This window comes from Exiguobacterium sp. s160 (assembly GCF_018617575.1).
In the GTDB taxonomy this organism is placed as follows: Bacteria; Bacillota; Bacilli; order Exiguobacteriales; family Exiguobacteriaceae; genus Exiguobacterium; species Exiguobacterium aestuarii_A.
On the sequence record NZ_JACSKK010000001.1, the window covers coordinates 624214 to 649359 of the forward strand.

26 protein-coding genes are annotated in these 25146 nt (G+C 48.3%); 3 read left to right on the forward strand and 23 right to left on the reverse strand.

Features of this window, described 5'->3' with window-relative positions:
• Window positions 1–2 precede the first annotated feature (2 nt).
• The 7 genes from KNO86_RS03260 to KNO86_RS03290 form a co-directional block, all read right to left on the reverse strand.
• The gene (locus KNO86_RS03260; RefSeq protein ID WP_012726557.1) at window positions 3–980 is read right to left on the reverse strand and encodes an alpha-ketoacid dehydrogenase subunit beta; all 978 of its coding nucleotides are present in this window, start codon (window positions 978–980) and stop codon (window positions 3–5) included.
• Entirely contained in the window at window positions 980–1987 is a 1008-nt protein-coding gene (locus KNO86_RS03265) for a thiamine pyrophosphate-dependent dehydrogenase E1 component subunit alpha (RefSeq protein WP_374193974.1), read from the reverse strand. Before KNO86_RS03265 ends, KNO86_RS03260 begins: the two co-directional genes overlap by 1 nt.
• 12 nt (window positions 1988–1999) lie before the next feature.
• Window positions 2000–3409 (reverse strand): dihydrolipoyl dehydrogenase, encoded by a 1410-nt coding sequence (lpdA, locus tag KNO86_RS03270; protein WP_214692924.1) that lies wholly within the window; start codon window positions 3407–3409, stop codon window positions 2000–2002.
• Window positions 3393–4484, reverse strand: a complete 1092-nt coding sequence (gene buk, locus KNO86_RS03275) for a butyrate kinase (RefSeq protein WP_214692926.1) — start codon at window positions 4482–4484, stop codon at window positions 3393–3395. Before buk ends, lpdA begins: the two co-directional genes overlap by 17 nt.
• A 1-nt stretch (window position 4485) precedes the next feature.
• Entirely contained in the window at window positions 4486–5607 is a 1122-nt protein-coding gene (locus tag KNO86_RS03280) for a Glu/Leu/Phe/Val family dehydrogenase (protein WP_214692928.1), read from the reverse strand.
• Window positions 5608–5632: 25 nt separating this feature from the next.
• Window positions 5633–6529, reverse strand: coding sequence for a phosphate butyryltransferase (gene yqiS, locus KNO86_RS03285; RefSeq protein ID WP_214692930.1), 897 nt, complete (start codon window positions 6527–6529; stop codon window positions 5633–5635).
• A 121-nt stretch (window positions 6530–6650) separates the two neighbouring features.
• Window positions 6651–8288 carry a sigma 54-interacting transcriptional regulator gene (locus tag KNO86_RS03290; RefSeq protein WP_214692939.1) on the reverse strand — a complete coding sequence of 546 codons (1638 nt, stop codon included), beginning with the start codon at window positions 8286–8288 and terminating at the stop codon, window positions 6651–6653.
• Between the two features lie 135 nt (window positions 8289–8423).
• On the opposite strand from KNO86_RS03290, the gene KNO86_RS03295 reads away from it, so the two are divergent.
• On the forward strand, window positions 8424–8672 hold the full coding sequence (locus KNO86_RS03295; protein WP_074033291.1) for a DUF2627 domain-containing protein: 249 nt from the start codon (window positions 8424–8426) through the stop codon (window positions 8670–8672).
• Between the two features lie 655 nt (window positions 8673–9327).
• Here KNO86_RS03295 and spo0A read toward each other — a convergent pair.
• From spo0A to aroQ, 15 genes are all read right to left on the reverse strand, one after another.
• A complete protein-coding gene (spo0A, locus tag KNO86_RS03300) occupies window positions 9328–10059 on the reverse strand; it encodes a sporulation transcription factor Spo0A (RefSeq protein ID WP_214692941.1) in 732 nt (243 codons plus the stop codon).
• Window positions 10060–11757 carry a DNA repair protein RecN gene (gene recN, locus KNO86_RS03305; RefSeq protein ID WP_214692943.1) on the reverse strand — a complete coding sequence of 566 codons (1698 nt, stop codon included), beginning with the start codon at window positions 11755–11757 and terminating at the stop codon, window positions 10060–10062. It abuts the gene before it with no gap.
• Between the two features lie 13 nt (window positions 11758–11770).
• Window positions 11771–12220, reverse strand: coding sequence for a transcriptional regulator AhrC/ArgR (gene ahrC, locus KNO86_RS03310; RefSeq protein WP_074033294.1), 450 nt, complete (start codon window positions 12218–12220; stop codon window positions 11771–11773).
• A gap of 155 nt (window positions 12221–12375) precedes the next feature.
• Window positions 12376–13191, reverse strand: a complete 816-nt coding sequence (locus tag KNO86_RS03315; RefSeq protein ID WP_214692950.1) for a TlyA family RNA methyltransferase — start codon at window positions 13189–13191, stop codon at window positions 12376–12378.
• Between the two features lie 6 nt (window positions 13192–13197).
• The gene (gene dxs / locus KNO86_RS03320) at window positions 13198–15090 is read right to left on the reverse strand and encodes a 1-deoxy-D-xylulose-5-phosphate synthase (RefSeq protein ID WP_214692955.1); all 1893 of its coding nucleotides are present in this window, start codon (window positions 15088–15090) and stop codon (window positions 13198–13200) included.
• 123 nt (window positions 15091–15213) lie between these two features.
• Window positions 15214–16092 (reverse strand): polyprenyl synthetase family protein, encoded by an 879-nt coding sequence (locus KNO86_RS03325; protein WP_214692961.1) that lies wholly within the window; start codon window positions 16090–16092, stop codon window positions 15214–15216.
• Window positions 16089–16313: an exodeoxyribonuclease VII small subunit gene (xseB, locus tag KNO86_RS03330; RefSeq protein WP_074033298.1), complete on the reverse strand. Its 225-nt coding sequence runs from the start codon at window positions 16311–16313 to the stop codon at window positions 16089–16091. Before xseB ends, KNO86_RS03325 begins: the two co-directional genes overlap by 4 nt.
• A complete protein-coding gene (xseA, locus tag KNO86_RS03335; RefSeq protein WP_214692963.1) occupies window positions 16288–17634 on the reverse strand; it encodes an exodeoxyribonuclease VII large subunit in 1347 nt (448 codons plus the stop codon). The genes xseB and xseA overlap by 26 nt, the downstream gene beginning before the upstream one ends.
• Window positions 17627–18463, reverse strand: coding sequence for a bifunctional methylenetetrahydrofolate dehydrogenase/methenyltetrahydrofolate cyclohydrolase FolD (folD, locus tag KNO86_RS03340; protein WP_214692965.1), 837 nt, complete (start codon window positions 18461–18463; stop codon window positions 17627–17629). Before folD ends, xseA begins: the two co-directional genes overlap by 8 nt.
• 63 nt (window positions 18464–18526) lie before the next feature.
• Entirely contained in the window at window positions 18527–18913 is a 387-nt protein-coding gene (nusB, locus tag KNO86_RS03345) for a transcription antitermination factor NusB (protein ID WP_214692966.1), read from the reverse strand.
• Between the two features lie 112 nt (window positions 18914–19025).
• The gene (gene accC, locus KNO86_RS03350; protein WP_214692968.1) at window positions 19026–20369 is read right to left on the reverse strand and encodes an acetyl-CoA carboxylase biotin carboxylase subunit; all 1344 of its coding nucleotides are present in this window, start codon (window positions 20367–20369) and stop codon (window positions 19026–19028) included.
• Between the two features lie 7 nt (window positions 20370–20376).
• Window positions 20377–20826, reverse strand: coding sequence for an acetyl-CoA carboxylase biotin carboxyl carrier protein (accB, locus tag KNO86_RS03355; protein ID WP_214692970.1), 450 nt, complete (start codon window positions 20824–20826; stop codon window positions 20377–20379).
• Between the two features lie 117 nt (window positions 20827–20943).
• Entirely contained in the window at window positions 20944–21510 is a 567-nt protein-coding gene (gene efp, locus KNO86_RS03360; protein WP_214692975.1) for an elongation factor P, read from the reverse strand.
• Between the two features lie 29 nt (window positions 21511–21539).
• The gene (locus KNO86_RS03365) at window positions 21540–22607 is read right to left on the reverse strand and encodes a M24 family metallopeptidase (protein WP_214693998.1); all 1068 of its coding nucleotides are present in this window, start codon (window positions 22605–22607) and stop codon (window positions 21540–21542) included.
• The gene (aroQ, locus tag KNO86_RS03370; protein WP_214692978.1) at window positions 22603–23040 is read right to left on the reverse strand and encodes a type II 3-dehydroquinate dehydratase; all 438 of its coding nucleotides are present in this window, start codon (window positions 23038–23040) and stop codon (window positions 22603–22605) included. The genes KNO86_RS03365 and aroQ overlap by 5 nt, the downstream gene beginning before the upstream one ends.
• A gap of 141 nt (window positions 23041–23181) precedes the next feature.
• Between aroQ and KNO86_RS03375 the strand changes: the two genes are divergently transcribed.
• Complete coding sequence (locus KNO86_RS03375) at window positions 23182–24123, forward strand: DUF1385 domain-containing protein (protein ID WP_214692980.1); 942 nt, start codon at window positions 23182–23184, stop codon at window positions 24121–24123.
• Between the two features lie 14 nt (window positions 24124–24137).
• A complete protein-coding gene (locus tag KNO86_RS03380; protein WP_214692982.1) occupies window positions 24138–24548 on the forward strand; it encodes an SA1362 family protein in 411 nt (136 codons plus the stop codon).
• Between the two features lie 24 nt (window positions 24549–24572).
• Here KNO86_RS03380 and hpt read toward each other — a convergent pair whose 3' ends face one another.
• On the reverse strand, window positions 24573–25100 hold the full coding sequence (hpt, locus tag KNO86_RS03385; RefSeq protein WP_214692984.1) for a hypoxanthine phosphoribosyltransferase: 528 nt from the start codon (window positions 25098–25100) through the stop codon (window positions 24573–24575).
• Between the last annotated feature and the right edge of the window lie 46 nt (window positions 25101–25146).

The following is a 25146-nucleotide window of genomic DNA, read 5'->3' on the forward strand; positions in this document are numbered from 1 at the left end:
CCTTAAAACGCCGCGAGCTGACGCGCCCGCTCGGCAATTTTTTCTGGGGATACGATAAAGAATTTTTCCATCGGTGGTGCATACGGCATAGCCGGCACATCAGGACCTGCTAAGCGTTCAATCGGCGCATCGAGTTCGAAGAGCGCCTTCTCCGCGATAATCGCCGCCACTTCTCCGATGATGCTTCCTTCTTTGTTATCCTCCGTCACGAGTAACACTTTACCCGTCTTCTTGACCGATTCAATGATCGCTTCTTGGTCGAGCGGGTAGACGGTACGAAGATCGAGGATGTGCGTGCTGATTCCTTCTTCTTCGAGCGTTTTCGCTGCTTCTTGTGCCATATGCACGCAAAGACCGTATGTGATGATCGTGATATCGTCACCTTCCCGTTTAACCGCAGCCTTACCGATTTCAACCGTGTATTCGTCCGTCGGCAAGTCTGCCTTCAAAAGACGATAGGCGCGCTTATGCTCGAAGAAGAGAACAGGGTCGTTCGAACGGATTGCTGCTTTCAACAACCCCTTCGCATCGACTGGGTCAGATGGAATGACGACTTTTAGACCTGGCGTCGAACTGAACATCGCCTCGACCGATTGCGAGTGATAGAGTGCCCCGTGAATGCCACCACCGAAAGGAGCTCGGATGACCATCGGACAGGTCCAATCGTTGTTTGAGCGGTATCGAATTTTTGCCGCTTCCGATACGATTTGGTTCACTGCTGGCATGATAAAGTCTGCGAATTGCATTTCTGCAATCGGACGCATGCCGTACATGGCAGCCCCGACTCCTACACCGGCAATCGCACTTTCAGCGAGCGGTGCGTCGATGACACGGTCTTCACCATACTTCTCAATCAGCCCTTGCGTGGCACGGAATACACCACCACGTACGCCGACGTCTTCCCCGACGACGAAGACGTTTTCGTCGCGCTCCATTTCCTCATGAATCGCTTCATTGATCGCTTCGATAAACGTTTTCATCATTTTTCCTCCTCATAGACGTAATCTAGTGCAGATTCAGGCGATGCATACGGTGCTTTGTCCGCATATGTCGTCGCTTCATTCACTTCAGCATCGATTTGTGCATCGATTTCAGCAAGTGTCTCCGCCGTTGCGATTCCGTCGTTTACAAGTCGTTGACGGAACAATTGAATGCCATCCCGCTCTTTTAATCCAGCCAATTCTTCAGCTGAACGGTACGCTTTGTCATCGTCATCCGATGAGTGTGGCACGAGACGTTCAACTTCTGCTTCGATTAATGTCGGTCCTTCTCCGCGAAGTGCACGTTCACGCGCTTCCTTCACGACCGCATAGACGGCGATCGGGTCTGTCCCGTCGACTGTCACACCTGGCATGCCGTAACCTTTTGCACGGTCTGATACGCGCTCACATGCTAACTGTTTCGTAAGCGGAACCGAGATCGCATACTTGTTGTTCTCACAGAACAAGATGACTGGCAACTTGTGGACACCTGCAAAGTTTGCGCCTTCGTGGAAGTCACCTTGGTTTGAAGAGCCTTCTCCGAACGAGACGAAGGTGACGAGTTCTTCTTTTTTCATCTTCGCCGCAAGTGCAATCCCGACCGCATGAGGGACTTGTGTCGTAACCGGAGATGAACCCGTCACGATGCGATGTTCTTTCGAGCCGAAGTGACCAGGCATCTGACGACCACCCGAATTCGGGTCTTCCGCTTTCGCAAATGCCGATAACATCAAGTCTCTTGATGTTTGACCGAAGTGAAGGACGACTGCCACATCACGATAGTAAGGCAAGACGTAGTCGATTCCTTTTTCGAGTGCGAACGCCGCACCGACTTGCGCCGCTTCTTGTCCTTGACATGAGACGACGAATGGGATTTTCCCGGCGCGGTTCAACTTCCACATCCGTTCATCAATCTTACGGGCACGTACCATCGTTTCGTACATCGCCAATAAATCTTGTTTCGTTAAACCAAGCTCTTCATATGAGTTTACAGTCATCTGTTCCATCCTTGTTCCTCCTTAGGCGTGAATCGGTAATCCATCGACGGCAAGTGCCGCTTCCTGGAAGGCTTCGCTCAATGCAGGGTGTGGGTGCACAAGTTGTCCCATCTCCCAAGCCGTCGCGTTCAAGACGAGCGCGAGTCCACCTTCCGTGATGAGTTCAGTCGCTTTCGGTCCGACGATATGAACACCGAGAAGGTCATCTGTTTCTTTGTCCGAAACGAGTTTGACGAATCCGTCGGCTTGTCCTTCAATCCGCGCTTTCCCGAGTCCGTTGAATCGATATATCCCCGTCTTCACATCATGTCCGGCATCTTTTGCCGCCTCTTCCGTCAAGCCGACCGAAGCGACTTCAGGAACGCTATATACACAACGTGGGATGAGCGCGTAATCGAGTGGTATCGGTTCAAGTCCAAGAATCGTTTCGACCGCCTTCACGCCTTCTGCAGACGCGACGTGAGCGAGTTGTAATTTTCCGATGCAATCCCCGATTGCGAAGATATGACGTTCTTTCGTCCGATACTGACTATCGACTTGAATGATCCCATTTTCTACGACGATAGAAGTGTTTTGAAGTCCTAAGTCTTCCGTGTTGGCAACTCGGCCAACCGAGACGAGGACACAGTCTACTTGTAACATCTCTTCCCCGACAGCAAGCTCCACTGCATTTTCGTGAATCAATGTTCGTTCAGCGTCGACCGTCACGCTCTTCTTCACACGTACGCCACGTTTTTTCAGTAGACGTTCTACTTCGCGAGAGACCGCCTTATCCTCAAGTGGAAGTAATCGATCTCCTACTTCGATCAACGTCACGTTCACATCTAAATCGACGAGCATGGACGCCCATTCGACTCCGATGACACCACCACCGACAATCGCAATCGATTCAGGTAGTGTCTCAAAATTGAGGAGGTCGTCCGAGTTTAAGATACGTTCGTGATCGAACGGCAATCCAGGAAGTTCACGCGGAATCGAACCTGTTGCGATAATCAATTGGTTTGGCAAGATGAGTTCTGACTCACCGCTTTCATCTTCAACGGATACGGTCCCAGGTTGTGGCGAGAAGATACTTGGTCCAAGGATCGAGGCTTTTCCGTGAAACACTTCAATTTTTCCTTGTTTCATCAAGTGCTCGATTCCTTTTTCAAGACCAGCCACAAGATCACGTTTATACGTTTGGGCTCGTTCCATGTTGAACGTCACACTTCCCGTTTCTACGCCGTACGTTGCCCCCTGTTTCGCCGTTTGATAGACATGGGCAGCTTTTAGAAGAGCTTTCGTAGGGATGCAACCTCTATGTAAGCAGGTGCCGCCTAATTTTCTCGCCTCGACGATTGCGACAGATTTACCAGCCTGTGCAGCCTTGATCGCAGCCACATATCCTCCTGGTCCTCCACCAATGACGACAACATCAAATTCTCGTGCCATGTGTATCCCCCTCATATTCTCTTGCGGTCTCTTCCTTCTCGATGACGCGAAGTGCACCTTCTGCCAAGGCTTTCAATTCGTCTTCACCTGGATAAACGTATACCGGCGCGAGGAATGCGACACGCTCTTTAATCTTGTCAGTCAGCCAGTCAGAATAAGCGATTCCACCTGTCAATAAGATGGCATCCACTCGACCACTGAGCGTCGCACCATGTTTTGAAATTTCTTGTGCGACACGATAAGCCATCGTCTCATAAAGGAGTCTCGCCTCATCATCTCCCGATTCCATCCGTTGCTCAATCTCAATCGCATCGAATGTACCGAGGTGTGCGAACAACCCACCTTGACCGACAATTTTCTTTTTCATTTCCGATTCTTTATACCTGGTACTATAACATAGTTCTACCACCTGTCCAACAGGAATTGAGCCTGCCCGTTCTGGAGCAAGTGGTCCATCACCGTCGAGTCCATTATTCACATCGATGACGCGTCCATGCTGATGCGCACCGACTGTAATCCCTCCGCCCAAGTGAGCGACAATCAAATTCAGCTCATTGTAATCGCTTCCATTTTCGGTTGCAAAGCGTTTGGCGACGGCTTTTTGATTCAGGGCATGAAAAATACTACGGCGATTGATGTCGGCCATTCCGGTCTTTCTTGCCAACTCATGCATCTCATCGACAACGACAGGGTCAACGATGAAACTTGGAATTCCTTCAATCTCTCCTATTTTGGATGCAATCAATCCACCGAGGTTAGACGCATGCATTCCGAATCTTCCGCTCGTCAAGTCCTCTCGCATCAAATCATTGACGGTATACGTTCCTGATGTCATCGGTGCAAGCAAACCACCACGACCGACAATCGCGGTCAAATCGTTGACCGCGATGCCAGTCTCTTCTAACAAGGCACGCACTTCTTGCTCACGATGAGGTAACTGCTCAGGAAGGCTGAGACCGGTCACGTCAATCTCATGGCGGACCGTACGTGTCATCACTTCTTCCTTCCCATCAAACAATCCAACTTTTGTCGAGGTCGACCCTGGGTTGATCGCAAGAATTAGCCGTTTTGTCATCTTAGCGTCTCCCTAGAATACTTTTTTCAACTTTAAGGAATTGACTACGTGAACGTGCCATCATGTGAATCCGTTCTTCGGCCATCTTGTCAGCCGCCACGTGCGTCGGTACTCCATCACGCTCCGCGATTTCAAAGACACGCATCATGTTGTCATAGATGAGTTCGACTTTCTTCATTGCCCGTTCACGGTTGTAACCTTCAAGTTCGTCCGCGACGTTGATGACACCACCGGCGTTGATAACAAAGTCTGGCGCGTAGAGGATCCCGTTCTCGTCAAGCACATCCCCGTGACGATCTTCCGCCAATTGGTTGTTTGCGGCACCCGCAACGATTTGAGCTTTCAATTGTGGAATCGTTTGGTCGTTGATGACTGCACCGAGTGCACATGGAGCGAAAATGTCACACTCGACTGCATAAATCTCATCTGGTTTGACGACCGTCGCACCAAAGTCTGCTTCTGCACGTTTGAGCGCTTCTTCGTTGATGTCTGTCACAATCAAATGCGCGCCTTCTTCGTGGAGGTGACGACATAGGTTGTAGGCTACGTTACCGACACCTTGCACGGCAACCGTCTTCCCTGCGAGTGAGTCTGTTCCGAACTTCCATTTCGCAGCGGCTTTCATACCGCGGTAGACACCATACGCCGTTACTGGCGATGGGTTACCACTTGAACCGAACGCAGGGCTGACTCCTGTGACGTAATCTGTCTCCATATGGATGAAGTCCATGTCAGCAACCGTCGTATTCACATCTTCAGCAGTGATATAACGTCCGCTGAGTGATTGTACGTAACGACCGAATGCACGGAAAAGAGCTTCTGACTTGTCCGTCTTGGCATTCCCAATGATGACAGCCTTCCCGCCACCGAGATTGAGACCGGCTGCAGCATTTTTATAAGTCATTCCTTTTGCGAGACGCAATACGTCTGTGAGTGCTTCTTGCTCTGACTCATAATTCCACATACGAAGTCCGCCGAGTGCTGGACCGAGTGTCGTATCGTGAATCGCAATGATTGCTTTTAGACCAGACGCTTGGTCTTGGCAAAATACGATTTGTTCGTAATCCTCAGATTGTAAGACATCAAAAATACGGAAGCGTGGTTCTGTGTTTGTTTCCATCATGATCAATTCCTCCTGTTAAATACGATTAGTTTTTGGCATGTAACAAAGCGAATGCGAGGGAATAAAGTTTCGCCTCCGCTGTATCGGCACGACTCGTCAATACGACAGGGGCAGATGCGCCAACGACAATCGCCGCAACGCTCGCCTCTGCGAAATACATGATTGATTTATAAAGGACGTTGCCGACCTCTATGTATGGTACGACTAATAAATCTGCTTGCCCCGCCACTTCACTATTGATTCCTTTTTGTTTCGCTGCGACCATATCGACCGCGTTATCAAGGGCGAGCGGTCCATCTACGATACAGCCTTTGATTTGTCCCCGACGATTCATCTGACTGAGCAACGCGGCATCGAGCGTCGCGTTCATCTGCGGATTGACAACCTCAACAGCCCCAATCGCTGCGACTTTTGGCGATTCGTAACCGATGTCATGCATCGCTTCTACCGCATTATGAATGATTTCGACCTTTTCTTCGAGCGTTGGCGCGATATGGATTGCAGCATCGGTCACACCAATCAATTTTTCCCGATTTGGAATTTGAAAGAGTGCGATATGACTGAGCGTCCGGTTCGTCCGAAGACCGGCCTCTCGATTGAGGACGGCTTTCATGAATGTCGATGTCGACACCATCCCTTTCATGAGCACATCCGCCTCTTTGTTTTTCACGGCTAGTGCAGCACGTCTGGCAATTTCTACATCACCTTTTGCATGTAAAATATCGACGTCTGACTCATCGATTCCATACTGTTCACATAACTTTCGGATTTCCCGGGCTTCACCAAATAAAATGAAACGTGACAATCCATGATTCGTGGCAAGTTTTACGGCTCGGATCACTTCTTCATCCGCTGCCCCCGCAATGGATACCGTACAACCCTCTAGTTGTTTTGCGTTCGTCAGCATCCGTTCAAAATTCATCATTGTCCCCCCTTGCTCTCTACACTATAACATAAGCAAGTTTCTTTCCTGAATTGTAAGCGCTTTATTATGCGGATGACCATGCAAATAATTGCTCGCCATGCAGAAAAATTCATGCATTTTACTGCATGGTTTCTAATTTGTTATACAAAGTTCGAATTGAAATTTTTAATCGACGTGCAGCTTCTGACTTATTCCCACCAGTTTCTTCAATCGTTCGTTCAATCAAATCACGCTCATATTTCGCAACCGCCTCATGGAGCGTTCGGGACTCAACGACTTTCTGACTCGGCGTTCGAGGTGATAATTGCAGGTGATGTGGGGCAATCCATTGTTCCGTGCTCGCCATATAAATCATCGCCCGACCAATCACATTCTCAAGTTCCCGGACGTTCCCCTTCCAATGCTGACTTTTTAGGAGCACGAGGGCATCTTCATCCACCCCTTGTACACTCCGACCATACTCTTGATTCAACTTTCGAATGATCCGGTCACAAAGTGCCTCGAGTTCATTCAACCGTTCACGAAGGGGAGGGATATGGATGGGCATTCGATTGATGCGATAATACAAATCTTCACGAAACGCCCCGTCTGCCACTTTCTGTTCAAGATCGGCATTCGTCGCAGCGATGATGCGGACATCGATCGGAATTGCCGTCGTCCCTCCGACTCGTACGATCTCATTTTCTTGAAGGACACGTAGAAGCTTCACTTGGACATCGAGTGGCAGTTCTCCGATTTCGTCCAAAAAGAGCGAGCCACCGTCTGCCTCCTCGAAGTAACCGGTCTTTCCGCCACGCTTCGCACCGCTGAACGCACCATCTTCATAGCCGAACAGTTCACTTTCGAGAAGCGTGGGTGAAATGGCCGCACAGTTTACCCGGATAAACTTTTTGAATTTCCGAGGGGACTCCCCATGAATGGCATGGGCGAACAGTTCTTTTCCTGTTCCCGATTCTCCGCGAATCAATACTGTCACCGGTGTCACAGCTGCCAATTTCGCTTGATCGATGACGAATCGCATCGTATCACTTGTCGCGATGATATCGGCAAACTGATATTTCGCCTCTAGATTTCGAATGCGTGTTTTCGCTTCTTGTAATTCATCACGAAGCGCACGAATTTGAGACACGTCGCGGATGACGCCGACCGAGCCTCGCAATTTTCCCTCAACGATGATCGGTTCGGCATTCACAAGGATGTCACGTCGCGTCGCCCCGATTTGCATCCGGATGTCTCGGACCCCTTGTCCCGTCGATAATACTTTCATATGCACACTCTCCTGCATGCCGATGTCGGCAGTGGCAGGCTTATCGACGACATCCTCTTTTTTAAATCCCGTCAACCGGGTATATGACGGATTGATCAAGATGGTGTTGCCGTGATGATCGGCTACCGAAATCGCTTCACTCGTACATTCGATGATCGCCTCAAGCATCTGTTGATTCTGTTTCAATCGCTCGACAACGATCCGAATAAACTCTCCCGGCAACACAACTGCGTCTTGATAATGATCCTTCAACTCTTCAAACGTTTGATGCTGCCCTGTCGTCTCAATGACAAAGTCTAATGATGCATCCGCATATTTCGTCCAATTATCCGTCACGGCGATGCCATAACTTTTGGCAAGTGCGATCCCTTCAGCTGATGCATCGGAGTCCACGACCGCTACGATCGTAGCAAGCGGAGAGTCCATCAACATGTTCAGGACTTCCGTTCCTCCTTTTCCTGCCCCGACAATCATCAATCGTTTGTTCATAAGAATTCCCCCATCTTTCTCTCTTCTCATCTTCATGCTACTGAATCCGAACATGATGCGCAAGCCGACTAAAAATAGACAGTGTGGAATGACTGAATTTCTGTTAAAATAATGTATGGTAAAGGAGGAGATTGCATGCGTTTCATCGCGCTTCTAATCTTAATCGTCCCTGGTTTACTCGGTGTTTACGGAATCAAATTACTTCGTGATAGCTTCTTTTTGAAGACGAGTGGACCGTTCACATGGATTGATTCACTCGCTGCCGCCTCCATGTTGCAGGGGACGTTCGGACTTCTGCTCGCCATGGGCGGGATCGGATTTGTAGCTGGCTATATATTTAACCGCGACAAAAAAACAGGTAAAGTACAACGACTCGACTCATAAGCGCACAAAAAAAGGTTCCCTAACTTGACTTCATTTCAAGTGCGGAACCTTTTATTCGTATTGAATTGTGATCACTACGGATGATCTCCTTTCCAACTGCTTTACTTCCTTTGACATGAGATCCAACGTCTTCTTAATGAAGAAGTATGAAAGAACTTTAGTAACTGCCGTCTTGCGTGAACGGAACGTTTCCATTCGAGTTACTAACTTTTTTAGTTATCGGATCATGTCCAACCATCCATCGTGAAGTCGAACGCTTGCCATAAACTGTTCAACGGTTGACAACACTCCTTTTGGTTAACTGAACGATTTGTTTTTCCTATACCAACCCCTAGCTTCGAGTTGATGATAGAATCGCCTCGCGAATGAGCGACTGTCGCGACCTCACGTCGGGACATTAACGACTTGAGATGTCGTTCCCACCTCTGAGCTATTGTCGGATAGCGAACCGAGATGATTTTGTTTCTTCAAACATTGCTCCGGAACAAGTTTGAAAAGCGTTCATCTGACGCTTGTCCAAGTAACTTGGTACACCTTTATTATAACAAAACATGCTCGTTTTGCAAGCGCTTTCTTTCATAAAGTAAATAAATTTTTTAATGATTATTTTACAAAAAGGACTAAGCCATCAAACGGCTTAGTCCTTCTGAACGATTCAATTACTTTTAAACGACAAGTAGGTGACGAAATACGAAATGAACTCCGAGTTCTTCGGACTCCGTTCACGCTCAGGTCGCCCTTCAAACATCTCATGGTCGCGCATGCCATTCTCCCACGCCGTCTTGATGGCGTGACGCATCGCCCGCTCTACACGTGACGAAGTCGTATCATGCTCTTTTGCGACCATCGGATACAATTCCTTTGTGATCAATCCGAGCAACTCTTGACGCTCGCGTACGTATATGACAGCTTGGCGGATATACTTGAACCCTTTGATTCGAGGAGAAATGCCAAGCTGTTGGAGCAAGAGCGAAATTTCAATTTCATCTGGAGACATTCCTTCGAATTCGCGATTCGCACCATCCGACAACTCACGAATTTTCGTCAACAGTTGTTGGATATTGAAAGGTTTGACGAGAAAGTAAGAGGCACCCAATTGAACCGCTTGTTTCGTCACTTCATCTTTTCCGAACGCACTCAACATGATCACTTCTGGCTTAGCATCTCCGAGCTCTTCATGTAAACGTTGCAATACTCCGATTCCATCCAAATGAGGCATGATAATATCGAGTAAGAGTACATCCGGTTGGTGTGTCTTGACGACCTCTAAGCATGCTTCACCATCGTGCGCTGTTCCAACGACACGGAGATCAGGCTCAGATTCTAGTTGTCGGCTCAACAAATCGACGATTTCTCGATTGTCGTCCGCAATACATAATGTAATCACTTATGACACTCCTTTGATGAACTTCTGTTTTACTTGCTGTGACATTTCGAGCAACTCTTCAACATGTTGCTTCGTCAAGTCTGTCATTTGAATACCCGCAATCATTCGACCTAGCTCGTCAATCCGGCTCTCACGGTCAAGAGTGGCAACGTTCGTCTTCGTCCGGTCGTTTGTTTCCGTCTTCGTGATGTAAAGGTGTTGATCTGCCATTGCAGCAACTTGCGCTAAATGCGTGATACACAGTACTTGCGAACCGACAGACAGACGGAAGATTTTTTCTCCCATTGCTTGTGCGACACGCCCTGATACTCCTGTATCAACTTCATCAAAGATAATCGATGCGACTCCCACCGTTCGGGAAAAGATTGATTTAAGGGCTAACATGACACGAGAAAGTTCACCACCTGAAGCCACTTTCGCAAGCGGCTTGAACGGTTCCCCAACGTTCGTCATCATATAAAATTCGACATCATCAAGACCGTCTTGTTTTAATGGCGTCGTTCGGAATCGAACTTCAAACGCTGTTTTCTCCATATACAATTCTTTTAGTTCTCGATGGATGTCGTGCTGAAGGGACTCGGCCGCCGCTTTACGTGACGCTGACAGTCGTGCACCTGCCTCTTTTGCAACCGTCTCTAGTCGGACAAGGTCTTCTGACAGTGTTTGCAGCAACTCCTCACGATTCGTCATCGATTTCAATTCATCGGATACTTGTTCCCCGTAAGCGATGACTTCTTCGATTGTCGTGCCATATTTCCGCTTAAGCTGTTGGAACAGCGCTAGACGTGACTCAATTTCATCCAACCGAATCGGATCGAACTCAAGTGAGTCGAGTTGATCCCGCAACTGAAACTTCGCATCTTCGAGCAAATAATAAGCATTCGAGATTGTTTCTGACACGGATGCGAGGGAAGAGGACAATTGAGAAGCTTCTTCCATCTCGCGCATTGCGACCCCGATTTGGTCAAGTCCGTTCGAATCTTCCGCGACCGCCTCATAAGACAGGCGAATGTGTTGATGAATGCGTTCAAAGTTCGCTAATTCATCCCGTTCTTCCATTAACGCCTGTTCCTCACCTGCCTTTAGTTCAGCCGCCTCAATCTCTTTTGTTTGAAACGATAGCAAATCCATGCGTTGTGCAAGCTCTTGTTCGCTTTGACTGAGTCGCTTCAGTTCATCCGCGACTTTTTTCCAGGATGCGTACGCTGTCTGATACTCCTCTAATAGTGGTCCGATTTCCTTTTCGGCATAATGATCGAGAATGCCCAAGTGAAATTCTGAGTCCATCAAGTGTTGATGTTCATGCTGACCATGGATATCGACAAGCAAGCGACCGAATTCACGTAGCGTCGAGAGTGGCATCATCTTTCCATTCACACGGCAGACGCTTTTCCCGCTACTATGTAAGTCTCGGCGCAAAATGACTGTCCCGTCCTCGATTTCAATGCCATATTGTTCGGCCGCCTCAATGACCGGATGATCCGATTCAACCATGAACATTCCTTCGATTTCGGCCTTATCCTGACCATAACGAACGAACTCGCTCGATCCACGTCCTCCAACAAGCAACCCAATCGCATCTAACAAAATCGATTTACCGGCACCTGTCTCACCTGTGAGAACGGTCATGCCCCGATTAAACGGAATGTTTAATTCGTCGATAATCGCAAACTGTTTGATTGATAGTTCTGCCAACATACGTACTTTCACCTCATAACATTCCGAGTAGTCGCTCGATGATTTGCTTCGCTTTCTCCTCATCGCGAGCAATCATGAGAATCGTGTCATCCCCACAAACTGTTCCAATTAATTCATCCCATGACAGATGGTCAATCAAGACGCCGATTGCATCCGCATTACCTGGTAACACTTTCATAACAACCAAGTTTTGAGCTGAGTCGACCGAGACGAAGCTGTCACCGAGGATGCGCTTCATTTTTCCGTATGGGTTAAACCGCTGATCCGCAGGCAAGCTGTATTTGTATCGTCCGTCATTCAAAGGAACTTTCACTAAATGTAACTCTTTAATATCCCGAGATACAGTCGCCTGTGTGACGGGATATCCTAGGCGACGAAGTTCGTCTACTAATTCATCTTGCGTCTCGATTTCACGATTCGTCACGATGTCTCGAATTTTAATCAATCGCTGTCCTTTATTCATAAGCGCTGACACCTCATTCTTCGTTTCACATACACATTATCATTCTAAAGTATTGTCGAAAAAAGGTCTAGCATTCCAGTGGGTATTTCCACCATTCCCCATCTCTTCTTCGTCGATAAGAAAAAGCTACAGACAAATCTGTCTGTAGCCATTGCTTATCCCTTTAGTTTGGCATGTGCCGCATCTACCACGTCTTCGACTCGTAGCGATGGTTCGATCCCGCCTATTCCCGTATAACGGGCGAATAAGAGGAATTCAATATTTCCGTCTCCACCCGTGATCGGGGAGTAATCCAATCCTTCGACGAAGAACCCTTCCGATGCAAAATAGCGAACCATATCACTCGCCACACGCTCATGTACGTCACGGTCTCGCACAATCCCTTTCTTTCCGACGTCGGCTTTACCGGCTTCGAATTGAGGTTTAACGAGCGCCATGACGACCCCTTCTTGCTTTAAAATCGCTTTAAGAGGTGGCACCATGAGACGAAGTGAGATGAAAGAAACATCGATCGTCGCAAAATCCGGTTTGACGGGGAATTGATCGGCTGTCGCATGACGGAAATTCATCCGTTCCATAACGATGACGCGATCATCGCTGCGAAGCTTCCAAGCGAGCTGGTTGTAACCGACATCGACCGCATACATTTGTGTGGCCCCGTTTTGAAGCGCACAGTCTGTAAAGCCTCCCGTAGAGGAACCAATATCAATCCCTACACGATTTTGTACGTCGAGCGGAAATACTTGCAGAGCTTTCTCAAGCTTCAGTCCGCCTCGTCCGACGTACGGTAGAACTTGACCTTTCACTTCAAGAGGGATATCGTCAAACACTTTATCGCCTGCTTTATCCAGACGTTCGGTCCCACTGTAGACAAGACCGGCCATGACGGCCCGTTTCGCCTTCTCTCGTGTTTCAGCGAGACCGCGTTCGACGAGTAGTACATCTAATCTTGTTTTCGTTCTTTTTTCCATAATCCCTCACACATTCTGTCGATTTGTCTCCATCACGAACCGCTCAATCGATTCCGCCATTTGGGCTGGTCGGAGACCAATCTCTTCCAAAAGTTGGTTGACACCGCCGTGCTCGATATATCGGTCTGGAATCCCGAGGCGTTGAATCCGCGGGAACGCTCCTGTTTCATTCGCATGTTCTAACACACTGCTTCCAAAGCCACCTGCGAGTGCCGCTTCTTCAAGTGTCACGAGCGGAATGCCTTCTGCATATAAAGAAGTGAGCATTGCATCATCGAGCGGTTTGATCGTACGACAATTGATGACACGCACACTGAGCTTGCCTTCTAATAATGAACGTACTTCCAAAGCATCTTGAACTTGTGGTCCAAACGTCAAAATGGCGACATCCGTTCCTTCTGCCTCGACTTCCCAATCATCGAGCGAGATTTCTTGGAGCGTATCACTCATCGGCACGCCAATCCCTTCGCCACGAGGGAAGCGGATTGCAATCGGTCCATCATCATAACGAAGCGCTGAGTAAACGAGTTGTTGTAACTCTTCTTCATCTTTCGCCATCAAAATTCGAATGTTCGGTACGTGACGCATGAAGGCGATATCGAATACCCCTTGGTGCGTCTCTCCATCTGCCCCGACAAGTCCTGAACGGTCAATCGTGAATACAACGTTCAAGTTTTGACGACAAATGTCATGGACAAGTTGGTCGTACGCGCGCTGGAAGAATGTAGAGTAAATCGAGACGACCGGTTTCAAACCTTGTGTTGCCTGACCTCCCGCTAACGTTACCGCATGCTGCTCGGCAATCCCGACATCAAACATGCGTTCCGGGAATTTTTTCGTGAAGCAGTCGAGTTTTGAACCGACACTCATTGCAGGCGTGATCAACGTCACCCGCTCATCCGACTCTGCCACTCTCGTGATCGTCTCAGCGACGACTTTCGAATAGCTAGGTCCTTTCGGTTTCCCCTTGATCACTTCACCTGACTCAATCTTGTAAGGTCCTAAACCGTGCCATGTTCCAACACCGTCTAACTCAGCGGGACGGTAACCCTTCCCTTTTTTCGTGATGACATGAACGAGAACCGGTCCATCGATTTTTTTCGCATACTCGAGTGTCTCAAGCAAGTCTTTCAAATCGTGACCGTCTGTCGGTCCAAAGTAAGTGAAACCGAGTTCTTCAAAGAATGTGCCTGGAATGAGTGCAGACTTCAACAAATCTTTTACTCGCTCCCCACTTCGTTCGAGTGAATTGCCGACGAGTGGAATATGCTTGATGATTGATTCCATCTCTTCACGTGCATGCTTCAATTTACGCGACGCACGGATTCGACCGAGCATATTATGCATCGCCCCAACGTTCGGTGCGATGGACATCTCATTGTCATTCAAGATGACGATGACATTCTGCTTCTCGGCACCAATATGGTTCAACGCCTCGAGGGCCATTCCTCCGGTTAACGCTCCATCACCGATGATGGCAATGGCACGATCATTCGCACGTCCCTTTAATTCATTTGCGATTGCAATCCCCATTGCTGCTGAAAGCGACGTCGAACTGTGACCAGTTTCCCATACATCATGTTCACTTTCACAACGTTTAGGGAAACCACACAACCCGTTGTATTGTCGAAGGGTATCAAACTGGCTCGTACGTCCTGTCAAAATTTTATGAACGTATGCCTGATGACCGACGTCCCATACAAATTGGTCTTTCGGACTGTCAAATACACGGTGCAGGGCTAGCGTCAACTCTACAACTCCTAAGTTTGGCGCTAAATGCCCTCCCGTCACTGCCAATTTTTCAATCAAGAATCGTCTAATGTCTGAGCCGAGTGATTCGAGTTCGGTGACAGACATCCTTTTCAGGAATGACGGGTCTTGAATGGATGTCAAGTCCATAATGACCATCCTTTCTCCTCACATTTTACTGATTCGTACCTTACATTTTACAAGAATGTGACGGTAGATGCCACACATTCCCCAAAACAAAGGTGACACGATGTGCTCATCGTGTCACCTGGGTCAATGATTTCGTTTCACCACAAACGCCAACAAGTCTAATAATAGCGGAGCTTGAATCGAAAGCGACTCGATAGCAAAGGTCGCCGCCTCTACTTCTGCATCGAGTGCACGCTTCGCCCCGTCTAATCCGAGCAGTTTCGGATACGTCGTTTTTTCGTTCTCTTCATCCGAACCAACACGTTTCCCGATTGCCTTCTCGTCTCCGACGACATCTAGGATATCGTCTTGAATCTGAAATGCGATGCCAAGGTGTCGGCCGAACTGTTTTAATTGTGTCCGATCTTCCTCTGACACACCGGCCAGGATCCCACCCGCCTCAAGCGCATAGACGAGCAGAGCACCCGTCTTTCGTTCATGAATCGACTGGAGTTCCTGTAACGTGACGTCACTCCGTTTCTCAGCGAGCATATCGTCCAACTGACCGCCGACCATGCCAGAGCTACCAGCTGCTAGACCGAAAACGCGAATGATTTCGACGATTTCTCCAGCAGGGAGCGACATTTGTGTGAGAATGCGAAACGCATCCGTCAAAAGCGCATCTCCTGCTAAAATGGCAGTCGCCTCATCAAACTGTCGGTGATTCGTCGGTCGACCCCGGCGAAGATCATCATCATCCATCGCCGGCAAGTCATCGTGAATGAGCGAATATGTATGGACCATCTCGAGCGTCGCCGCAACCTCGCTACCTCGCTCGAGTGGAACACCGTACGTTTCTAGAACAGCATAGACAAGCGCGGGACGTATTCGTTTTCCGCCCGCTTCTAGAGAATAGACCATCGCATCGCGAAGTCGCGTCGGCATGTCACTCGCCTCAATGAGCGAACGCATCGATTCTTCGACAGTTCGCTTCCACTTGTTCAAATCATCCGTGCGGTTCATGCAGACCCTCCTTTTTCACGAAGGGTACCGTCTAACTCGAGTATTTCGTCCATTTTCTTTTCAGCGGCCGAGAGTTTTGTCTGGCACAAAGCAGATAACCGGACACCTTCTTCATATAAAGTCATCGCTTCCTCTAATGGTACGTCACCAGTCTCAAGTTGAGCGACAATCTGTTCGAGTCGTTCAAGTGCCGCTTCAAACGTCTGTTCTTGTTTCGTCACCAACAATCCTCTCCTTCACTTCAGCGACAGCGTGACCGTCCCGAAAACGAATCGAGATGTCTCCATCGCGTAATTCTTTCACATTTTGCACGTATGCTCCATCTTGTTCAATGAACGTGTAGCCCCGTGATAGGACCGCAAGCGGACTGACCGCATGCAATCTTCCTACCTGTTGTGTAAATTGTCGTTTCGATTGTTCTAATGGTTTTGTCCGACGAAGTCGATCGACCATTTGATTGACCTGTTCTCCTTGTTGCGACAAGGTTTTTGAGAACCGTTTCACATCTAGCTGTTGTGACAACTGACGGAGCTTGTGAGTCGCTTCTGAAAGATGTCGTTTCATCCCTTGCTCGAGGCGGATTTCCGACTGAGCAAACCGTTCTCGCTTTTGAGAAATCGTATATCGTGGCGATTTCAAGCCATAACTGTTAATCATCCGATCTACACGGTTCCGAGAATCATCGAGTTGAATCCTGACGGCTTTATGCAGATGGGTGTCTAGACGCTCTACATCTTTCCGCTGGGCGTCAATCATCGCTGTGGCGAGTTCGGCCGCCGCTGTCGGAGTTGCGGCCCGAACATCTGCGACAAAATCTGCGAGCGTATAATCCGTCTCGTGACCGACAGCAGAGATGATCGGGATGGTCGACGCATAGATGGCTTCGACCACGACATCCTCATTAAACGCCCACAATTCCTCAATCGAGCCGCCACCACGGCCGACGATGAGCACATCACAGTCGGTCCGTTCATTCATCCACCGAATGGCAGATGCCACTTGTGGGGCAGCCATTTCGCCCTGTACAGCCACAGGGGCGAATGTGATGGCAACGTGGGGCGCACGACGCCGAAGTGTGGTCGCGATATCATGTAACGCTGCCCCTTTCGGAGATGTGACAATTCCGATCCGCTCAGGAAACGTCGGAAGGAGTTGTTTTCGGTCTACATCAAACCAACCCTTCTCCTCAAGTTCACGTTTTCTCGCCTCATACTGTTCATATAATAAACCGATTCCGTCTTGACGCATCAGTTCGACGTACAATTGAACGTCACCGGTCGCTTCATACATAGTCACTCTTGAGACGGCGATGACCTTCATTCCATCTTTCGGTTCGAATTGAAGCTGTTTCGCATCTCGAGAGAACATGACGGCTTTCATGCGGGACGCATCATCTTTCAAGGTGAAATAACAATGACCAGATGAATAGCGTTTAAAATTCGAGATCTCACCGATGACCGCGACTTGTCGAAGCAAGACATCATCATCGAGTTGTCGCTTCACATATCGAACAACTTCGGAGACCGGAAGTGGATTAGCCACGTGACGCTACCTCGACCGTGTTGTGCATAAGCATCGTGATCGTCATTGGACCGACACCGCCAGGAACCGGTGTAATCGCACTCGCCTTCTCTTTAACGGCCTCATAGTCGACGTCGCCAACGAGACGACCTTCGACACGGTTGACGCCGACGTCGATGACGAGCGCACCAGGTTTGACCATGTCCGCAGTAACGAGACTTGCACGCCCAACTGCGACAATTAAGATGTCAGCCTGTCGTGTCATTTCTCCAAGGTCTTTCGTTTTCGAGTGACAGTACGTGACCGTAGCAGACTCATTCAAGAACAACATGCCGACTGGTTTTCCGACGATTTGACTGCGACCGACGACCACGACGTGTTTCCCAGCGATCTCAGTTTGTGTCTTTGCGAGATGCAAGATGCCGTGTGGTGTACATGGAAGCAACGTATCAAGACCGAGCATCATCTTTCCGACGTTCTCAGGATGGAAGCCGTCTACATCCTTTTCAGGAGAGATGCGCATGATGACTCGTGATTCGTCAATGTGTTTTGGTAGTGGAAGTTGCACGAGAATCCCGTGTACTTCCTCATCCTCATTCATCAAGTCAATCAAGTCGAGCAATTCTTTCTCGCTAATCGTCTCATCAAAACGGAGCACTTGCGAATCGATTCCGATTTCTTGTGCTGCCCGTTCTTTCCCGCGTACATAGCTATGACTTGCTGGGTCATCCCCAATCAATACTACTTTCAATTTCGGTACGATGTTGCGTGCACGAAGTGCTGTCACACGCTCTTTTAACGTTTCTCGATATGATGCTGCCACTTGTTTCCCGTCGATCACTACTGCCATCTCTCTCATCCCCCGTTGTCTTTAGGTTTTTCTGTAGTTGGTCTGGTGTCTTATCTCTATTTTTTAGTCTTCTTTAATAATGTTGCCGAGTACGCCGTTCACGAGCTTACCGGCTTCTTCGTCTCCGAACGATTTCGCGAGTTCGACCGCCTCGTTGATGGTGACGTTCTCCGGAATCGTTTCAACGTATAACAATTCAAACGTCGCCATTCGTAAAATCGTACGTTCGACATTCCCTAGGCGATCCAAGCGCCAGTTTTTCAAGTTTTCGACGAGCAAGGCGTCGATATCCTCTTGATGCTCTAGCGTTCCTGTGACGAGTTGTTCGTAAAACGGATCAGACTCTTGCCCGTCCAATGCGAATTCGATAGCTTCGTCCACCTCTAATTTAGATACTTCGATTTGAAAAAGCGTTTGAATCGCTTTCTCTCGTGCTTCATGACGTTTCATTCAGTTACTCTCCTTTTACATGCTTTCATTGTGATAGTTTAGCATAAAGCACTCATAAATTCAGTACAAAAAACCAGGAAGCCGAAATAATGTTCGGGCTTCCTGGATGTTGTTATTTCGCCAATGACATTTCTTTTTCGACAAATTTCGTGTCGAATGTGCCGATTCGGAACTGCTCGTGTGCCATCACTTGCTGATGGAACGGAATCGTCGTTTTGATTCCTGAAACCGTAAACTCGTCCAAAGCGCGCAACATCTTCAAAATCGCCTCGTCACGCGTCGGTGCGTGCACAATCAACTTGGCGACCATCGAGTCATAAAACGGAGGAATCATCGCTCCTGCATATAGACCGCTATCTACCCGAACACCCATACCACCTGGGACGATGTATTGATCGATTTTCCCCGCCATTGGACGGAAATCCATGAATGGATCTTCGGCGTTAATTCGGCATTCAATCGAATGCCCGGAGAAGGTAATGTCTTCTTGTGAGATGGCGAGCGGATGCCCGAGTGCCACTTCTAATTGTGCTTGCACGAGATCGAATCCGGTGATCATCTCCGTGACCGGGTGCTCGACTTGAATCCGCGTATTCATTTCCATGAAATAGAACTCATTGGATTCTGGAACATAGATGAACTCGATTGTCCCCGCTCCAGAATATTGAATCGCTTTCGCCGCTTTGACTGCCGCATCTCCCATCATTTGACGTGTTGCTTCGTCAATCGCAGGTGATGGCGCTTCTTCAATGAGCTTCTGCATCCGTCGTTGAATCGTGCAATCACGCTCGCCTAAATGAATCACATTCCCGAATTGGTCAGCGAGAACTTGCACTTCTACGTGACGGAACGACTCGATAAATTTCTCGAGATACACGTCTCCGTTACCGAACGCCTGCTTCGCCTCTTTGCGTGTAGCGACCAACCCTTGGATGAGTTCGTCTTCGTTTCGGGCGACCCGAATACCGCGTCCCCCACCACCTGCCGTCGCCTTGATAATGACCGGATAGCCCATCTCGCGCGCGAGTTCTACGGCCTCTTCATCCGTGACGACACCGCTAGAACCCGGGACGACCGGCACACCTGACTCAATCATCGTTCGTTTGGCCTCATCCTTGATTCCCATCTTGCGGATGGCATAGCTACTCGGCCCGACAAATTGGATGCCACACGCCTCACACATCTCGGCAAATTCAGCATTTTCAGCTAAAAATCCGTATCCAGGGTGCACCATCGTCGCGTCCACGGCACATGCGACCGACAAGATGTTTGGAATGTTCAAATACGAGTCTTTGGACGGATTTGGTCCAATACAGTATGCTTCGTCGGCCAAATGAACATGTAATGCTTCACGGTCTGCTTCTGAAAAAACAGCGACCGTCGGAATATTCAATTCTTTTGCAGCACGTATGATTCGAACCGCGATTTCTCCACGGTTAGCGATTAATAATTTCATAACGACCTCACTTCACGCTGAAGAGCGGTTGACCGAATTCGACGAGATCGCCATCTGCGACGAGCACTTCTACGATTTCGCCACTGATTTCCGCTTCGACATCGTTAAACAGTTTCATCGCCTCTAGAATACAGACGATTTGTCCTGACTCCACTCGATCACCTACGTTGACGAAGGCTTCTTTATCCGGAGCTGGACGGGAATAAAACGTTCCGACCATTGGAGAGGTGATTGTACGGTAAGACGCTTGTTCTGGCGTCGATTGTTCTTTATGTTCTTCTGCTTGAGCAGCAGGCGCAGGTGGCGCGATTGCTTGTGTCTGCATCACAGGCGCGCTCATGACCGCTTGCGCTTCTTTCTTTAATGACAGTTTGAAATCAGATGTTTCAAGCTCCATTTCATGAACCGTTGATTGGTCCAATAGTTGAATGAGCTCTTTGATTTGATCGATTTGCATCTTTCTTACCCCCTGTTTATACCTGGTACTAATCTCCTCTTCACTATAACTGGTCAGACCAATGAATGCAACGAGAAAAAAAGAGTGCCCATTCATTCGAATGAACACTCTCTCAGATTAACCGTTGTAACGACCCATGAACTCTCCAGTACGTGTATCAACCGTCACTTTTTCACCTGGCTCGATGAAAAGTGGTACTTGAATCACATGACCTGTTTCAACTGTCGCGTTTTTCTTCACGTTCGATGCTGTGTCCCCTTTGACGCCTGGGTCTGCTTCGATGATTGTCAACACCACGCTCGTCGGAAGCTCGATTCCAAGAATCTCACCATTGTAGTCCGCGATACTGACTTCCATGTTTTCAAGCAAGTAAGGAAGCGCTGCTTTCACTTGTTCACTCGTCAACTCAAGTTGCTCGTATGATTCATTGTCCATGAAGACATACGTGTCGCCCATTGGATAGAGATATTGCATACGCTTACGCTCGATGTGCGCACGCTCGATTTTTTCTCCGCCGCGGAACGTTGTTTCTTGGATCGCTCCGTTGCGCAAGTTACGCATTTTTGTACGAACGAATGCTGCACCTTTACCTGGTTTTACGTGTTGGAATTCGATGACTTGCCAAATCGAACCGTCAGATGTTTTGACTGTCAATCCTGTTTTTAAATCGTTAACTGATACCATGTTGATTTCCTCCTAAATTCAGACGAGACTCAAGCCTCAATCGTAATTAACTCTTTTGGCGACTGCGTCAGACGGTAACATCCGTCTTCCGTAACGACGACATCGTCCTCAATTCGGCAACCGCCGACACCGTTAATGTAAATACCCGGTTCAATCGTGACGACCATCCCTGGCTCGAGTACTGTTTCCGAGCGGAATGATAATCCAGGTGCCTCGTGCACTTCCATGCCAAGACCATGACCTGTCGAGTGGCCGAAGTATTCACCATATCCTGCTTCTTTGATAATGTCTCGTGTCAATGCGTCAGCTTCAATCCCTGTGATGCCAGCACGTGTACCTTCCACACCAGCGAGTTGGGCACGAAGCACTGTGTCATAGATTTGACGCAACTCGTCCGAAATCGGTCCGACCGCGAGTGTACGCGTAATATCTGAGCAGTACCCTTTATAGTAAGCACCAAAATCAAGTGTGACAAGTTCGCCAGATTCGATGACCTTATCGCTCGCAACGCCGTGCGGAAGTGCCGAGCGGAGACCAGAGGCAACAATCATATCGAACGATGACGAATCAGCACCTTTTGAGCGCATGAACATTTCGAGTTCGTTTGCGACTTCTCTCTCGGTACGACCCGGACGAATGAATGTCTGGATATGTGCATACGCTGCATCAGCGATTGCCGCAGCTTCCTTCATAATCTTAATCTCTGATTCATCCTTAATCAAGCGCAGTTTTTCAACGATTCCAGACGTCTCGATCAGATTTGCATCCACTTCTTTTTCATAAGCGCGATATTGACCGACTGTCATCGCGTCTTGCTCGATTCCAAGGCGTGCGATTGACTCACGTGACACAACATCTGCTACCGATTTGATGAGTGACGTATCAAGTTCAATGATGTCATATCCTTTTACTTGATCGTTCGCCTGTTCCGTGTAACGGAAGTCTGTGATAAAGCTTGCAGATTTCGCCGTGATGACGATCACACCGCTTGATCCAGTGAAGCCTGATAAGTAACGGATGTTCTCTCGTTTTGTGACGAGCAATGCGTCAATCTCGTTTGCCTCTAACTGTGATTGCAGTTTGTTTACGCGTTCAATCATGTCGATTCCTCCAATGTTCGATTAGTGCATGCAGTGCCAACGTGTAACTCGTCAGCCCGAAGCCGGTAATGACACCTAAACAAACGCCTGCGAGTTTTGACTCGTGGCGAAATGTTTCTCTGGCATGCACGTTCGAGATATGTACTTCAACGACCGGGGCAGCGATTGCAGATATGGCATCGCGAATCGCGATCGATGTATGCGTATAAGCACCCGCGTTCAAAATGACACCATCATAGTCGTAGGCATCATGTAGCGCATCAATCAACGCTCCTTCGTGATTGGATTGAATGAAAGTGAGTTCGACGTCATCCGGTGCAGCAAGCATCAATTCGGCAGCTAGACCTTTTAACGACACGTCCCCATACAGGTTCGGTTCACGGCGACCCAATAAATTTAAATTCGGACCATTCAACACTAGAATCCGCAATCTTCTTCCCCCTCGTTCGTCAAGTCTTATCTATTGTAACAAATTTATCGAAAGAACGTGAATCGAGCCTTCCGCCCTTTCGTTTTTTTTATAAATCGCGGTATAATTCAAGTACAACTCTGTAAGAATCGAGGAAAGTGAATGAATTCTAAACCAAACATTCCTGTCGGAGGACAGGCACTCGTGGAAGGCGTCATGTTCCAAGGCCGCTCCGAGAGCGCATCCGCCATTCGGCGAAAAGACGGTTCCATCGAAACGTTCGAGCAAGCGCGCATCCTCGTCCCGTGGGTCCAATCGTTGAAAAAGGTACCGTTTTTGAGAGGAATTGTCGCCTTATATGAATCATTGAAGAACGGATCAGCGCATATGAATTTTGCAAGCAATCGTTATGACGTCGACCCGAGTGAAGATGTCAGTACGAACGAGGAACAGAAGCAGAGCATGTGGATGATTGCCTTCATTGCCGTCATCGGTGTGATTTCTTATGTCTTTGGGAAGTTGATTTTTAACGTGACTCCAGCTCTTCTTGCCTCGATGTTTCAAGACGTGCCGTTATTTTCCGGACACGTGGTTCAAAACCTCCTTGAAGGGGGAATAAAATTAGTATTGTTGCTCAGTTACCTCTATTTGATATCGTTGACGCCACTCATTAAACGCGTCTTCCAATATCATGGGGCTGAACACAAGGTCATCAACTGTTATGAGTCCGGACGTCCGATTACGGTCGAACAAGTTCGAAAGAGCTCACGTCTTCATTACCGTTGTGGGTCGAGTTTTATTTTGTTCACCGTTTTCGTCGGGATTGGCGTGTACATGATCGTCCCAATCGATCCACTTTGGTTACGACTCGTCAGCCGAATTGCGCTCTTACCTGTCGTCATCGGAATCTCATTTGAAGTCCTTCAATTCACCAACCGTTTCCGTGAACATCGCTTTCTTTCATTCCTCGGAAAACCGGGTCTGTCTCTCCAGCTATTGACGACTCGAGAGCCGAGCGATGAACAGATTCAAGTCGCAATCGAAGCATTCGAGACATGGGAACGTAAAGAGTTAGGAGAATCGGTCATTCATAGAGAGGGATAAGAGGAGGAAGCACCATGATCAGACAAAGAATTGGTTCGACCGCTGCAACAATCGTGTTTATCTTAGGCTTCATCGGGGTCGGGCATATGCTCGCCACCGATCCTGGTCGATTATTTAGACAATTGTTGTTCATCGGGATATTCGGGTTAGTCTTTTATGTGATCTATCGCGTTTTCATCGGACGACGTATGTCCCCAGAGGATATGCGCTATCGTAAAACCGCTCAAGCCTCTAAGAAACGTATGCAAGGGAACCGTGGACCTCAAGTCAAACCTTCCGCATCCATGAAGAATAAGAAGAACAAGAAGCCGGGATCGAACGTCACGAAGTTGTCCAAACGATCGAACGTTCATCGAAGCAATCCCCCGCATCTCACTGTGATCGAGGGAAAAAAAGGGAAGAAGAAAAAGAAAGCCAACATGTAAAAAGGAGCGCCGCGGCGCTCCTTTTTACGTTGTCTCTACATATCCGATGTATGGTAAGTTGCGATACTGCTCGGCATAGTCGATGCCATATCCGATGACAAACTCATCCGGAATCTCAAAGCCGACATAGTCTGCATCTAATTGCACGAGACGTCGAGCTGGTTTATCGAGAAGCGTACAGATTTTCAGCTGTTTCGGTTGATGGAGTTCCATATGTTTGCACAAGAACTTCAACGTCTGCCCTGTATCGATGATGTCCTCGATAATCACGACATACTTTCCTTCCACATCCAAGTCAAGGTCTTTACGTAGTTGTACACTCCCACTCGAAACGGTCTTTTTCCCGTAAGAAGACGTCGCGACTGTGTCGAGTTGTACACTCCCTTTCATATAACGCATCAAATCAGCAGCAAATACCATTGACCCTTTTAAGACCGCAACAATGACAATAGGCGTCCCGTTTGCGTCTTTCTCAATTTCTTCTGCTAATTCTTGTACCCGATTTCGAATTTGTTGCTCATCAAACAGTTTTCCTTTAATTATAATGTCCATCAGCTCGGCGAATGTTCGCCGTCACCCCCTATTTAGTGAATCCACG